Origin of the sequence: Arthrobacter sp. (assembly GCF_031179985.1) — a bacterium.
In the GTDB taxonomy this organism is placed as follows: Bacteria; Actinomycetota; Actinomycetes; order Actinomycetales; family Micrococcaceae; genus Arthrobacter.
This window is the reverse complement of the sequence record NZ_JAPSHJ010000036.1, coordinates 5,155-19,297: the sequence shown is the minus strand read 5'-3', so window position 1 is coordinate 19,297 and position 14,143 is coordinate 5,155. Positions and strand designations below refer to the sequence as shown.

Genomic DNA, 14,143 nt, shown 5'->3' with positions numbered 1-14,143 from the left:
CAGTGTCCGCGAAGGGGTGTTTAGGTATACTCAAGGTTCAGCTACGCTTTCCGCGAACACGGCTGGTGGGAAATGCTGGTGAGACCAGCGTCACTCACCACTCCTGTTTCGGGAAGCACAGTACCGGCCGGTGCAAGCCCGGTTCAGACGCCCAATGATGTGCGGACAGCCCCTTGGAGGAACAATGTCACACATCCTGCTACTGACGAACAGCGCCGGCTCATCGGTGGACATACTGCCTGCCCTGGAACTCCTCAACCACCGGGTGCATATCCTTCCGGCCGAGCCCACAGCGCTCCTGGAAACTGACCCCTGTGACATCGTGCTGCTCGACGCCCGCAAGGACCTCGTCGGTGCCCGTTCACTGACCCAGCTCCTGAAAGCCACCGGCCTTAGCGCCCCCCTCGTGCTCATTCTGACGGAAGGCGGCATGGCTGCCGTTTCATCCGCGTGGGCCGTGGACGACATCGTCCTCGAATCGGCGGGACCGGCCGAGGTCGAAGCCAGAATCCGCCTTTCGGTGGCACGGGCTGTTCCAGACCAGGAGGATGCCCCGACTGAAATCCGGGCAGCCGGCGTCGTGATTGACGAAGCCAGTTATACAGCGCGGGTCAACGGCGCACCGCTGAACCTCACGTTCAAAGAGTTTGAACTGCTCAAGTACCTCGCGCAGCATCCGGGCCGCGTGTTCACACGCCAGCAACTGCTCACCGAGGTGTGGGGCTACGACTACTACGGCGGCACCCGCACAGTGGACGTCCACGTGCGGCGGTTGCGGGCAAAATTGGGTGCCGACCACGAGAATCTGATCAGCACTGTGCGCAACGTCGGCTACCGTCTGACACTTGTCCGGCTGCCGGAGGAAGAACTCAGCGAGGCCTGATTCAGGGTCCCTTCAACAAAGCCAAACGCAAGAAGCCCCGGACTCCAGGAGTCCGGGGCTTCTTGCGTTCGTTCTTCATTCTTCAGTGGAGGACATACGGGTCGAACGTATCGAGGCCACCCCAGTGGTGGATCCCCCTCGTATCCCATTCAGCGAGCGGGACGAGTAACGACTATAGCCGACGGGGCTGACTCCTTCAAAATCCTGACTTTGGCTCCGCTTCAGCCACAGCCGCAGCCGCATTCGATCAAGCCGTATAGCCTTACCTCATGAGTCCCGCACATCCTGAAACCTGGCCGGTACTGGTTGCCAAAGACACACTTGAGCCTCAGCTGTACAGGGACTTCAAGGATCTCGCAGCAGCGGCCGAGGAGTCTGATGGAAATCCGCCCCTGTCCGAGCAAACGCTCCTGACGCTGCGCCCCGGGGCTCTGCCTTCCGGCGGTCCTGGCTACGCTGGTTCAGGAGATATCGCCGGGCATTCGGTACTTGCCCTCGCCTTGTACGCCGTCGACGACGACTCGCGGCCGAGCAGCGCACAGGATCTGGCCGGGCTCGCCGTCGTGATCGAGGAAGGTGACGGTTCCGGTGTGCTGGAAGTTGCCGTTCATCCGAGTTACCGCAACCAAGGCGTGGCGGACCGGTTGATTCGGACGCTCGAATCGGAACGCGGCTTCACTGGACTCACCGCCTGGTCACATGGCAACCATGAGGCTGCGGCGGCGCTTGCAGTCAGGTACGGCTACCGGCCCGTCCGCGAGCTGTGGAAGATGCGCCTCACCACCGCAACTGCAGAATTGCCTGAAGCGCCTATGCCTGATCGCGTAGCCCTCCGCGCTTTTGTTCCAGGCCAGGATGAAGGCGCATGGCTCGCTGCCAACAGGGCCGCCTTTTCCCACCATCATGAGCAAGGGAACCTGACCCGGGCTGACCTCGAGGCGCGGATGGCCGAGGACTGGTTCGATCCCGCCGGTTTCCTTCTCGCCGAAGACCCCACCGGAAAACTGCTCGGCTTCCACTGGACCAAAATCCATCCCCGGAGCGGGAAGCATCCTGCTATGGGCGAGGTTTACGTAGTTGGTGTTACGCCGGAGGCCCAAGGGATGGGACTCGGTAAGGCCCTCACCGTAGCGGGCATCAGGTACCTGCAGGAGAAGGGATTGCACGCCGTGATGCTGTATACCGACGCCGACAATTTGCCGGCGGTGTCGCTGTACCGCCGCCTGGGCTTTTCACGCTGGGACGTCGACGTCATGTATGGGCCGGTACCTCCCGCCTAGGCCTCAGGACTGACGCACTGGAGCGGCGATAGAAACCATGAGTCTCAGCGGAATCGAATGCTTGTATGGTTGAAACTAAACCGCGCCAGCAATAAGGAGAGACCATGCAGCCGGAATCCGGCGGGACCACCACCTCTGAAGCCAAGGTGCCATCGGTTCGGGCACGCTTTGGCTCCTCAGAAGTGCCGGCGTCCCGCGCAACCCAAGACCGGATCGACATCCCGGAATTCGCTCCGAACCTGGAACCTGAGGGTGACATCAGCCCGGACCGCTTCCTTGACCGGGAACTCAGCTGGCTGGCCTTCAACGCCCGCGTTCTGGAGCTGGCCGAAGACCCCGATCTCCATCTCCTTGAGCGGGTTGGCTTCCTCTCAATTTTTGCGTCGAACCTGGACGAATTTTTCATGGTCCGCGTGGCCGGGCTGAAGCGGCGCATCGCCACAGGCTTGGCTGTTCCATCCCCTGCCGGATTGAGCCCTGTCCAGGTCCTGGAACAGATCGGCGAGGCTGCGCATGAGCTTCAGCAGCGGCATGCGCGCGTCTACGCAGAGCAGATCCGGCCTGCGCTGGCCTATGAGCACATCCATCTCATGCACTGGCACGAGCTGGATGACCAGGCCAAGGACCAGCTCAGTGCGATGTTCGCGGAGAAGGTCTTCCCCATCCTGACTCCCTTGGCCGTGGATCCTGCCCACCCCTTCCCCTACATTTCCGGGCTTTCACTTAATCTCGCCGTCGTGGTCCGCAACCCGGTCAGCGACAAGGAGCTGTTTGCCCGCGTTAAGGTGCCCGACCAGCTGCCCCGGCTGATTTCCATCGATGGGCCGCGGGCCGGTTCCATTCCGGGCCGGGTTGCGCGCTTCATCGCCCTGGAAGAGGTCATCGCTGTCCACCTTGACCAGCTGTTCGCCGGAATGGAGGTCCTGGAGCACCACACCTTCCGCGTGACCCGCAACGAAGACGTCGAGGTTGAAGAGGACGACGCCGAGAATCTCCTGCAGGCGCTTGAAAAGGAACTCCTGCGCCGGCGTTTCGGCCCGCCGGTCCGTCTTGAAGTCACCACGGACATCAACCCGAACATCCGTGCCCTGCTCATCCGGGAACTTGGAGTTGATGAATCTGAGGTTTACTCGGTTCCCGCGCCTCTGGACCTCCGTGGTATGTCCGTTATTGCCGGCATTGACCGCGCTGATCTTCATTACCCCAAGCATGTGCCGCATACCTCCCGGCACTTGAACGAGTCCGAGACATCGAAGGCAGCGAACGTCTTTGCGGCCATGCGGCGCCGGGATATCCTCCTGCACCACCCTTACGATTCGTTCTCGACGTCGGTGCAGGCCTTCCTGGAGCAGGCTGCGGCTGACCCCAAGGTGCAGGCCATCAAGCAAACCCTGTACCGGACGTCGGGCGACTCCCCCATTGTGGACGCCCTGATCGATGCCGCGGAAGCCGGCAAGCAGGTCCTGGCGCTCGTTGAGATCAAGGCCCGTTTTGACGAACAGGCCAACATCTCCTGGGCCCGCAAGCTCGAGCAGGCCGGTGTGCACGTGGTTTATGGCATCGTGGGCCTCAAGACACACTGCAAGCTCTCGCTGGTGGTCCGGCAGGAAGTGGATGGACTGCGGCGCTATTGCCACATCGGTACCGGAAACTACCACCCCCGTACCGCCCGTTACTACGAAGATCTGGGACTCCTGACCGCCAATGAGCAGGTGGGCGAGGATTTGTCCAAACTGTTCAACCAGCTCTCCGGCTACGCCCCGAAATCCACGTTCAAGCGCCTTCTCGTGGCTCCGCGTTCGGTACGGTCAGGCTTGATTGACCGAATCGAAACTGAGATCCGCAATGCGCGGGCCGGGATCCCGGCCCGCGTCCAGATCAAGGTCAACTCGATGGTGGATGAAGCCATTATCGACTCCCTCTACCGGGCGTCCCAGGCCGGGGTGCAGGTGGACGTCATAGTCCGCGGTATCTGCTCCCTCCGGCCCGGCATCCCCGGGCTGAGCGAAAACATCATTGTGCGCTCGGTGTTGGGCCGGTTCCTGGAGCACTCCCGCGTCTTCGCCTTCGCCAACGGCGGGGATCCCGTGGTGTTCATAGGTTCAGCGGACATGATGCACCGCAACCTTGACCGGAGGGTGGAAGCGTTGGTCCGCCTCAGGAGTGGCGACGACACCTCCTACGTCCTGGACATGCTCCGCAAATACATGGACCCGGGAACCTCCAGCTGGCATTTGGACAGCCTTGGAGAATGGACGCGGCATCATCTGGCGGAGGACGGCAGGCACCTGGAGGACGTACAGTCATGGCTTCTGGCTTCGCGTTCCCGCCAGCGGTCGGCGAGCCGACGATAGGCACCGGGTTGAAAAGCGATTCTCCGATTGCTGACCTTGATACTCCCGTTGCCGACCAAACCGACCACCCCGGGGAACCGATTGCGGTTACGGCGGCCGGCGCTATTCCTTGGCGCCTCACCAAGGACGGCTTGGAAGTCCTCCTGATCCACCGCCCCCGCTACGACGATTGGTCCTGGCCGAAGGGCAAGATCGACGACGGCGAGACCGTACCTGAATGTGCCATCAGGGAAGTCGAGGAGGAGATAGGGCTCAAGGCAGCCCTGGGCATTCCACTTCCGCCCATCCACTACCACGTCTCGGCGGGGCTGAAAGTGGTGCACTACTGGGCGGTCAACGTCGACGGCGCCACGCTTCGTCCTGACGGCAAAGAAGTGGACAGCGTCATGTGGTGTTCCCCGGACAAGGCCGCCGGGCTGCTAAGCAACCCCAGTGATGTGGGTCCGCTGGAAGAACTTGTAGCGGCCCACGAACGCAATGCGCTGGATACGTGGCCACTGGTGATCCTTCGCCATGCCAAGGCAAAGCCGCGTTCGTCCTGGAGCAAAGCTGAAGGCGATCGGCCCTTGGCGGCCACCGGACTCAGGCAGGCCCAGGCAGTCCGCCGGCTGCTGATGGCATGGAAGCCCTTGCGCATCAGCACCAGTCCGTGGCTTCGATGTGTTGCTACTGTGGCGCCCTACGCAAAGTCCATGGATGCAAAGGTCAAGGTGATTGAGGCGCTGACCGAGCACAAGCATGCCCGGAGTCCGCAGAAGACGGCCGCCGTCGTCGAGTCCCTGTTGGACAAACAGCGGGCCACGTTGTTGTGCACGCACCGGCCGGCACTGCCCACCGTCTTCATGCAGCTGGGCCATCACATGAATGCAGGCCTTCGTACGCTCTTACCTTCCAAAGATCCGTACTTGGCCCCTGGGGAAATCCTTGTGTGCCACGTGTCCCGCGGAGACCGCAGCAGGATTGTCGCTGTGGAGAAGTTCAGGCCTTTCGACGACTGACCCACGCCTTCCGTAAGACGACTCCTCAAACCGGCAAAATCATGACTTGACCCCCTGGCGTTTGTCACTGACACTTTGTATCAAGTATTTGATACAAAGTGCTGATACAAGTGCTGAACCTTGGGGGAACCATGCCGATTGCCGTCACTCTTCCACCCATGGTGCTGTTATGGCCGTTCCTTCTGGCTGTCCTCGTCTACCTCTTGCTGAGATGGGGCGTGTGGACTGCTGGCGCAGCCTCTCCTGCTTCGGCTGCAAAGCATGCAAGGTGGGTAGGTGTCTTGGGCTGGATGGCCAGCAGCCTTCAAGGAGCAGCAAACGCCGGTACGCTCGCCCCGGGATCTGCGTACGGTTCGTCGGACACGCCCGGCGAAATCGCAGCGCTGCTGTCATGGCCTGTCCTGGGCTGCCTACTGATCCATGCGATCGGACAGATCAGTTATCCGGGGCATAAAGGGACGCACCGCCGGGCCAGCCTCTCGGTGAGACGACTCAGAGATCTTGTGCCCGGCAAGCTCGCTTGGGTGACGATCGGGGTCTTTGTTTTCTCTGCCTGTTTCGTCGCCTGGGCCGCAGGTTTACCTGCCTTTCCTGCCGTGGAACGCATCCAAACAGCTGATGGATATCTGACTCAGCCGGGGCAGCCCGGCAGGATCAGCGGCGTGGACCTTGCCGCCTGCCTCGGCGGTGCACTCCTGGTCCTGGCCGTTGGGACAGTACTGGTGTTGCTTCTCATCACGAGACGCCGACAACTTGAAGGACTGTCTGATGCGGACAACCGGTGCCTTCGCTCCATCGCCATAAACCGCCTGCTTCGGACAGCAGCAAGCGTGGCCTCGGGCCTGGGCGCCATCGCAGGGAACTTTGCAACGAACGTACCTCCCGGGACCCTCGCACCGTTCGGTGGGATGAACTACGCAGGCATCGTCAACCTCGCCGTGCTACTAATGATGTGGGGTTGGCGACCTCCGCAGCTTGCTCACGAAGAGGCAGCTGATGACAAGCAGGAACCTACGGGCGGGCAAGGCCAGAGAATCAGCAACCACCATCCCGCGGCAAGGTTCGTGGGTTCGCTCGCTCCGTTGCTCGCCGCGGCCGCAGCCCTCCCCCTCATCGTGGGCTGGTTGTTTTCAGGACTGTTTGTCGAAGCCAGGGAGGCCCACGGGATTCCGTTCAGTCCTATGGTGTTTGTTGCACTCTCTGCGTTAGCGGTCCTAGGGGTGATTGCTGCGGGAGAAGTTCTACTGGCGCGCAATTACACGGATGCCGGGCTCCCCAGGGGCTTGCCGGTAAGAGCAGTCAGCCCTGCTCTCGCCACGACCGCAGTCACGACGTGTCTTCTGTTTCTGTATATCCTGGCTGTCGCCGCCTCCGGCGAAATGCGCCTGGGGACAGGTTCTGGTTGGATTGAGAGCGGTGCGTACGCCGGCGTCGTCGTTGCGGCCAGCCTCCAGGTGCTCAAAAACATCAGGACACGGCCCGGGATCAGGAATGCGGCTGGGCCCGACGCAACATATCGCAGCATCGCCTACGTTCGGACTGCCCGCACTCTCGCAGCCTTCTTCTCGGCGGAGGCCGCCGTTCTGCTTCTCTTCGAACAGGAAGCAGTCGCCTCGGGATTTCGCATCAGCCCCGCCAGCCTTCCAGGCTTCCACGAGCTTCTTACAGGAGCCGGCGTGTTTCTGGCTGTGTGTACTGTATTCATCGCCCTGATCCCGGCCCGCACCTCACCCCGCAGCCGTGTTCTTGAAACTGAGATGGACAGCGTTACGTGACCGTCGACATCTCCGTCAATTTAAGTTCCGCCACCCCTCCCTATGAACAGATCAGGGTACAGATTTCCTCCCTCATCGCCCTCGGCGCCCTTGAGTCGGGAACCAGACTGCCGGCAGTGCGTGGTCTCGCCGCGGACCTCGGCCTCGCGGCCGGAACCGTCGCCAGGGCGTACAAGGAGCTTGAGCAAGCCGGCCTGATCGAGACGCGACGACGGAACGGGACTGTCGTCGTCGGCATGCCTGCCGTCTCGGCCCCGGGCTCCGTTGAGACAGCAGAGACGGTGACTGCCGCCGTCGAACATTACATAGCCGAGGGCCGCAAGGCCGGGCTGGCGAACGACACACTGCTTCGGCTCCTGGCAGAACGTCTTGGTGAGCGTCAGTAGACTGGAACCGTGAGCATTCCAACGCCCTATGAAGACCTCCTGCGTGACGTGCTGGAACATGGCACCCACAAATCAGACCGGACCGGCACAGGTACGCGCAGCGTATTCGGCCGCCAGATGCGCTTTAACCTCACCAAAAGCTTCCCCCTGATCACCACCAAGAGGGTCCACTTCAAGTCAGTGGCGGTGGAGCTGCTGTGGTTCCTGCGCGGCGAAACCAACGTGAAGTGGATGCAGGACCAGGGCGTCACCATCTGGAACGAATGGGCAGATGCCGACGGCGAACTCGGCCCCGTTTACGGCGTCCAGTGGCGCAGCTGGCCCACTCCGGACGGCGGGCACATCGACCAGATCGCCGAGCTCGTGGAAAACCTGAAGGCCAACCCCGACTCCCGCCGGCACATCGTTTCCGCTTGGAATGTTGCCGAACTCCAGGACATGGCGCTGCCCCCGTGCCACGCGTTCTTCCAGTTCTATGTGGCTGACGGGAAGCTCTCCTGCCAGCTTTACCAGCGTTCAGCAGATACCTTCCTGGGTGTTCCCTTCAACATAGCGTCCTATGCCCTGCTTACGTGCATGTTGGCACAGCAGGTAGGACTGGAGCCGGGGGAATTTGTCTGGACCGGCGGCGACGTGCACATCTACGAGAATCACATGGACCAGGTCCTGAAGCAGCTCGCCCGGGAACCGTATGAATATCCCCAGCTGAAGATCAACCGCAAGCCTGCCTCCATTTTTGACTACACCCTGGACGACTTCGAAGTGGTTGGCTATCAGCACCACCCCACGATTAAGGCCCCGATCGCCGTATGAACAGCAAAGATTCCGAACCGCAGGCAGCGCCGGAAGGTTTCACAGCGGACCTGGCTGCAAGCATCACCGGCGTGGGTTTGGTGTGGGCACAGACCACGGCCGGCGTGATCGGCATGGACGGCGATATGCCGTGGCACCTTCCTGAGGACCTGAAACACTTCACGAAGCTCACCGCAGGTCACCCGGTCATCATGGGGCGCAAGACGTGGCTGTCCTTCCCAGCGAAGTACCGTCCGCTGCCCGGCCGCACCAACATCGTGATAACCCGCCAGGAAAACTGGGGCAGCACTCCCGAAGCGGAGGGCGCCGTCGTCGTGAAGTCCCTGGATGACGCACTGCTCGAGTCCCAGTTCGTGCCCGGCGGGGGTACCGTCTGGATCCTGGGCGGCGGGGAAATCTTCGCGCAGTCCGTGGACATCGCCGACGTCGCCGTGGTCACCTTCATCGATTCAGAGGCCGACGGCGACACTTACGCCCCCGAGCTCGGTTACGAATGGGAGAACTCGGACAACGAGCCGCCAAAGGGCTGGCTGACCGCGGCCAACGGCACCCGCTACCGGTTCACCGTATGGCGCCGGAAGGGTGCGTAGGGATGCTGAAGAAACCAGAAACCCTGTTCGTGCTGGGCTACATGCTGCTGCCGCTGCTCGCGCTGCTCTCCGCGATCGTGGGACTGACCATGATCCTGGGCGGAAACAAGATCGTCGGCATCATTGTGCTGGTTGTTGTGGCCCAGGTCTTTGCCTTCGGCGCTTTCTATGCCATCCGGACTCGGAAACAGTTGCTGCTTACGGAGCATCCTGGCTCGTAAGTGGCGTTTGGGCGTCCTGACGGGGAGCCAGCCCCGCTACTGATGGGGAGTTGGCCCCATCGCAGTGTCGGCTTGAAGTAGCTACAGTTTGTTCGGCAGGGCAGCATTCACGCTGTTCCATACGGGACCTTTGGGGGATTTGGATGACTGGGAACTTCTGGGGCGCTGACGTCGCACAGTTGCGGACGCTCGCACAGCAGTTTGGTCAGGCTTCAGAGAGCCTCCAGCAGCAATCCACGCTGCTGACCAGCCAGATCAACAACAACACTTCGTGGAAAGGCAATGACGCCCTCCAGTTCCGCTCCGATTGGAACGGAAATCACCATGCTCTCCTGCAGCGAGCCGCCGACCGTCTCAAGGAGGAATCCAAAAAGCTCCTCGAGAACGCTAACCAGCAAGAGAAGGCGAGCGATGCCGCCCCCGGTTCCGGTGGTGGGCCCCTGGGTAGCTCGGGTTCGGCCGGTTCCGGCTGGGCGCTGCCGGCAGTGCTCGGTGGCGTGCTCATGGGCGGCATTGGTGCGCTCAGGACAGGCCTGACGACTCAGAAGTTCATCAAAGCTCCACTTACCCTGGCCAAGCATGTAGGGCAGTACGGCTGGGTACTTAAGAACCATCGGGCGGAGGCAGCTCAGGCGTTGCTGTCAAGAGGCCTGCACCGGCTCGGAGGCCCCGTTTTTGATACCCGCCATTTGCTGCAGACCACAAAAGGGACGGCAGCGCTTGAGGGCCTTCTGAGCAACTCCTCGAAAGCAAACCGCGGAATCGGCATCATCGATAAAGCAACAGACCTTGCCTCGCTGAAGAACCTGCACCAGCACCCCGGACTTTCCAGGCTCGCCCCGTTGCTGGAGGAAAAGCCCTTGATCGGTGCGGGTACCAAGCTGGAATGGCTGGGTAAGAGTGGCCTCGCACGCGGGCTGGGCTGGGCCGGTGTCGGCTTCAGCGCGATCGACTCGGTCAACGCCTTCGCCAACGGCGATATCAAGGGCGGCGTGGGGGGCGCCCTCAAAGCTGGCCTCGGGGTTGGATGTTTCCTGCCACCGCCCGCCGGGACTGTCTGTCAGGTCGCCAGTGTTGGAGTTGCCATCTACGAAAACTGGGACACCATCAGCAGCGTCGGGAAGAACATTGGCGAAGGCATAGCAAACGCCGTGCAGGATCCCGGAAAATTCGTTAGCGACACGAAAGACAATCTGGTGGATGCTGGCAAGTCCGTAGGCAAGTTCTTCGGGATCGGCGATTAGGAGAGAAGCATGACTATTCAGGACCAGACCCAGCAAGAGCCTCGCCTCGGCGTAGATGTCATCGGCTTCGGCGTGGGCGAGTTTGCCTATCTTCTGAACGTTTTTGAAGGTCCGGCGCGAAACAGAACCGTCAGCGTTTTCCGCGCCGAGGAAATGGTCGACGATGTCACCCTATCCACGGCCGGCGCATCATCGCTCCTGGCGCGAGATATGGCCACCGTTGATGATAACGGGCAGCTGGGAGTGACCGGTGTCGCAGCCGCAGTAGCCACTGCCTTCGGCAGCGCGACCCGTTGGACGGAGATCGCGCTGCTGACGGGTGAGACCATGGACAACGTCGCTCTCCTGGAAGCACCCGGCGTATCGCTGATGCTTCAACCCCGGCTGCTCGGCACCTGGTTCGTATTTGCCCAGGACCCCAGCATCACGTCGGCGGAAGCTACACTTCGGGTGGTGCAGCAACATGTACAGCAAAATCATGGCGGCTCCGCCTACCTCGTCTTCAAGACAATGGACTCCGAACAGCACCTGCTGATTCGGTGTGAGAACGATACTTGGACCACCGGCATCCCGGATTTCGACAAGGACGAGGTCGCCGAAACCATGGTCCTGGACGACGCCGGGCTGCTGGCAGCGATTGCGAACTCCCGTGGCCAGGCGCAGTAAGGGAGTCCCCCAGGATCCAGGCTACGAGCAGTCCCGGTCCTCCGACCAACAGCTGATCCACCGCCGCGCCGAAAATGGTGAGCTGGTGGGTTATACGTCTGAGGAGTACGGCGTCCGCAAGGACGATGGTGTCAGCCTGGTTAAGCCCGTTAACAGCTCAGCGGGCTTGCTGTTCCTCGCAGTCCTGATCAGCCTGGCTTTTGGCGGGATGCTGTACGGAATCTTGCAGATGGCCCTGACTGATCAGTGGCACATCCTGCGCGAGATCTGGTGGATGTACCTGCTGATCCTCATTCCCCTCCTCGCCGGTTGGTCAAGCTACTTCAAGGAACGCAAGGCCGAGAAGCTGCGGAGGGCCCGTAATCTGCCGCGGCCTGTTGAATAGGACCCCATGACAGGGCTGTTGTTCCTGACCTCATAGGTGCTGCTCCCAATGCTGTTGGTGAAGAGGGAACAACCCCTAGGGGCATGCGGCGAGTACCGACGTCGTGCTCCGCGCGCATAGTGACGTAACCGACTGCGCCATGCGCGTTCCGAAGTCTAAACTGGACGAATGACTACAGCAGCTACCCCTTCCGTCGGCCTGGTCGGATGGCGCGGCATGGTCGGTTCCGTCCTCATGCAGCGCATGCAGGACGAGGGCGACTTCGCCAACATCAACCCGGTGTTCTTCTCCACCTCGAATGCAGGAGGTGCCGCGCCTTCTTTCGCAGAAGGCTCAGGCAAGCTCGAGGACGCGTTCGACGTCGACACGCTGGCTAAGCTGCCCATTATTGTCACCGCACAAGGCGGCGATTACACCAAACGCGTCCACACCGAGCTGCGCAGCCGCGGCTGGGACGGCCTGTGGATCGACGCCGCCTCCACCCTGCGTATGAGCGATGACTCGATCATCGTGCTCGACCCGATCAACCGCGACGTCATCGACAAGGGCCTGGTGAACGGTACCAAGGACTTCATCGGCGGCAACTGCACCGTGTCCTGCATGCTGATGGGCCTCGGTGGCCTGTTCAAGAACGGCCTCGTCGAGTGGGGCACGTCCATGACGTACCAGGCTGCCTCCGGCGGCGGTGCGCGGCATATGCGCGAGCTGCTCAGCCAGTTCGGCACGCTCAATGCCGAGGTCACCACGGAACTGGACGACCCGGCGTCGGCCATCCTGGACATCGACCGCAAGGTCCTGGCCCACCAGCGGAGCGACATCGACGCCACCCAGTTCGGTGTTCCGCTGGCCGGCTCGCTGATCCCTTGGATTGACGCTGACCTGGGCAACGGCCAGTCAAAGGAAGAGTGGAAGGCGGGCGTGGAGACCAACAAGATCCTCGGCACCTCCGCCGAGAACCACATCATGATGGACGGCCTGTGCATCCGGATCGGCGCCATGCGCTCGCACTCCCAAGCCCTGACCCTCAAGCTCCGGGAAGACCTCTCCGTAGCTGAGATTGAAAGCATCCTGGCTGCGGACAACGAGTGGGCCAAGGTGGTGCCGAACACCAAGGAAGACTCCATGGCGAGCCTCACCCCGGTGGCTGCATCGGGCACGCTGGACATCCCCGTCGGCCGAATCCGCAAGCTCGAGATGGGCCCGGAGTACATCAGTGCCTTCACCGTTGGCGATCAGCTCCTCTGGGGTGCGGCCGAACCGCTGCGCCGCATGCTGAAGATCGCCACCGGCACCCTGTAGTCCCGCACTTCTCTTCGCTTCACCCCGCTCACCAGCACCCCGCTCACCGCAATCACGGCCCTGCCCCGCTTGAACTGCCCCTTCCCGGGCCGCTCCAGTGGGGCAGGGCCGTCTTTGCGTGGGTTAGCCAACCGACCATTTCTGAGCCCTGGCGATCGCACATACGCACCGCGGCGCAGACGAAGCAGCACACCGGACCGCACCCCGAGAGTCAGGACGCGATCACCCAGTTCAGCCTGAGCGAGTTGGTGAGTGGAGGCGACCGAATGTGCTGGCCAGCGCGAGTCAATGACCGTGGTCAGCTTGTGGGGATTCATGTTTCAAGGCTGGATGCATTAATCCTTGTATCGATAGCACTCATCGGTCATATGTGGAGAAGTCAGCAGTTCCGGCTCTTGCTCCTGCGCTTCTCCTTGCCCTACGACCGGCCCTAACTCACAAGGCCGTAGCTGCCCAGAGCCGGTTGGGCGGGGCAGGGCCGGTGAAGCCTCCCCCAGCCCTCAGCCGGCGAGGAACGTCAGGTAGCGTTCCCCGGCCTTGCGGAAACCTGCTGCTGCGGCGGAGCCCATAGGCTTGGCCTCGTCGAAGGTTATTGGCACGACGGCGGCAGCCCTACCACTCCCCTGCACGCCCCATGTCCCCACCACGGCACCCCCGGACACGATGATTTTCTTGAACACACCGTTGCCGCCGGGGACGATCTTGTCGGCATGCTCCGAGGGAAGGACCAGGCTGCGGTTGGTGTATCCGAGGAGGAACTCGTCAAAGGCGGGGAGGGCCTGAACCGAACGCCCGCCGGGTACGCCGACGTCGAGCAGTTCCGCCGTGGAACGTGAGAGCCAGTAAGTGGTCCCCTCAAACACCAGCTTGACCAGCTCAGACCCGGCCGAGCCCAACCCCTGGCGGACCTCGGTAAGAGGGATGCCTGACCACCAGGAAAAGTCACGTTCAGTGGCAGGCCCGTGGCTGCGCATGTAACGAAGAACCCACTCGGCAATGCCCTCCTCGCGTTCCAGGCTCCGCGACTCGGGGATCCACTCATCGAACGCAGCAAACTTCTGCTGGTTTCCTGCCAAGGGACCGAGGACGATCGACGCGGTTTGACACAGCAGGCCCAGCAGATGGACTCCGCGCTGCTCCTTGGTTACCTGACCCGCAGCCTCGAAAGCCCCGAACATCTCCTGCCGGGTAGCGGTCTTTCCTCCCGTCAGGATCTCCAAGGCAACGTCACGGCACAGTTTGATGTCCC

General features: G+C 61.9%; 14 protein-coding genes. 13 read left to right on the top strand and 1 reads right to left on the bottom strand.

Translation table 11 applies throughout. The features are described from left to right. The first annotated feature begins 184 nt into the window (after positions 1–184). From RIN13_RS15025 to asd, 13 genes are all read left to right on the top strand, one after another. Complete coding sequence (locus RIN13_RS15025) at positions 185–883, top strand: response regulator transcription factor (RefSeq protein WP_309108148.1); 699 nt, start codon at positions 185–187, stop codon at positions 881–883. 269 nt (positions 884–1,152) lie between these two features. Next, positions 1,153–2,163: a mycothiol synthase gene (gene mshD / locus RIN13_RS15020; RefSeq protein WP_309108147.1), complete on the top strand. Its 1,011-nt coding sequence runs from the start codon at positions 1,153–1,155 to the stop codon at positions 2,161–2,163. A 104-nt stretch (positions 2,164–2,267) separates the two neighbouring features. Then, positions 2,268–4,517: an RNA degradosome polyphosphate kinase gene (locus RIN13_RS15015; RefSeq protein ID WP_309108146.1), complete on the top strand. Its 2,250-nt coding sequence runs from the start codon at positions 2,268–2,270 to the stop codon at positions 4,515–4,517. Continuing rightward, complete coding sequence (locus tag RIN13_RS15010) at positions 4,469–5,515, top strand: NUDIX hydrolase (RefSeq protein ID WP_309108145.1); 1,047 nt, start codon at positions 4,469–4,471, stop codon at positions 5,513–5,515. The genes RIN13_RS15015 and RIN13_RS15010 overlap by 49 nt, the downstream gene beginning before the upstream one ends. 98 nt (positions 5,516–5,613) lie before the next feature. Beyond that, the gene (locus RIN13_RS15005; RefSeq protein ID WP_309108144.1) at positions 5,614–7,290 is read left to right on the top strand and encodes a hypothetical protein; all 1,677 of its coding nucleotides are present in this window, start codon (positions 5,614–5,616) and stop codon (positions 7,288–7,290) included. Beyond that, on the top strand, positions 7,287–7,676 hold the full coding sequence (locus tag RIN13_RS15000) for a GntR family transcriptional regulator (protein ID WP_309108143.1): 390 nt from the start codon (positions 7,287–7,289) through the stop codon (positions 7,674–7,676). The genes RIN13_RS15005 and RIN13_RS15000 overlap by 4 nt, the downstream gene beginning before the upstream one ends. 9 nt (positions 7,677–7,685) lie before the next feature. Continuing rightward, positions 7,686–8,489 (top strand): thymidylate synthase, encoded by an 804-nt coding sequence (locus RIN13_RS14995; RefSeq protein ID WP_309108142.1) that lies wholly within the window; start codon positions 7,686–7,688, stop codon positions 8,487–8,489. Further along, positions 8,486–9,079: a dihydrofolate reductase gene (locus RIN13_RS14990; RefSeq protein ID WP_309108141.1), complete on the top strand. Its 594-nt coding sequence runs from the start codon at positions 8,486–8,488 to the stop codon at positions 9,077–9,079. Before RIN13_RS14995 ends, RIN13_RS14990 begins: the two co-directional genes overlap by 4 nt. A 2-nt stretch (positions 9,080–9,081) precedes the next feature. Then, the gene (locus tag RIN13_RS14985) at positions 9,082–9,300 is read left to right on the top strand and encodes an NF038396 family protein (protein WP_309108140.1); all 219 of its coding nucleotides are present in this window, start codon (positions 9,082–9,084) and stop codon (positions 9,298–9,300) included. Between the two features lie 143 nt (positions 9,301–9,443). After that, positions 9,444–10,544, top strand: coding sequence for a WXG100 family type VII secretion target (locus tag RIN13_RS14980; protein WP_309108139.1), 1,101 nt, complete (start codon positions 9,444–9,446; stop codon positions 10,542–10,544). A gap of 9 nt (positions 10,545–10,553) precedes the next feature. Then, positions 10,554–11,210, top strand: a complete 657-nt coding sequence (locus tag RIN13_RS14975; RefSeq protein WP_309108138.1) for a hypothetical protein — start codon at positions 10,554–10,556, stop codon at positions 11,208–11,210. Beyond that, complete coding sequence (locus RIN13_RS14970) at positions 11,194–11,595, top strand: hypothetical protein (RefSeq protein ID WP_309108137.1); 402 nt, start codon at positions 11,194–11,196, stop codon at positions 11,593–11,595. Before RIN13_RS14975 ends, RIN13_RS14970 begins: the two co-directional genes overlap by 17 nt. A gap of 168 nt (positions 11,596–11,763) precedes the next feature. Next, entirely contained in the window at positions 11,764–12,894 is a 1,131-nt protein-coding gene (gene asd / locus RIN13_RS14965; protein ID WP_309108136.1) for an aspartate-semialdehyde dehydrogenase, read from the top strand. Positions 12,895–13,394: 500 nt separating this feature from the next. Here the strand turns inward: asd and RIN13_RS14960 are convergent. Then, positions 13,395–14,143: winged helix DNA-binding domain-containing protein (locus tag RIN13_RS14960; protein ID WP_309108135.1), on the bottom strand; the 749-nt coding region annotated here is incomplete at its 5' end.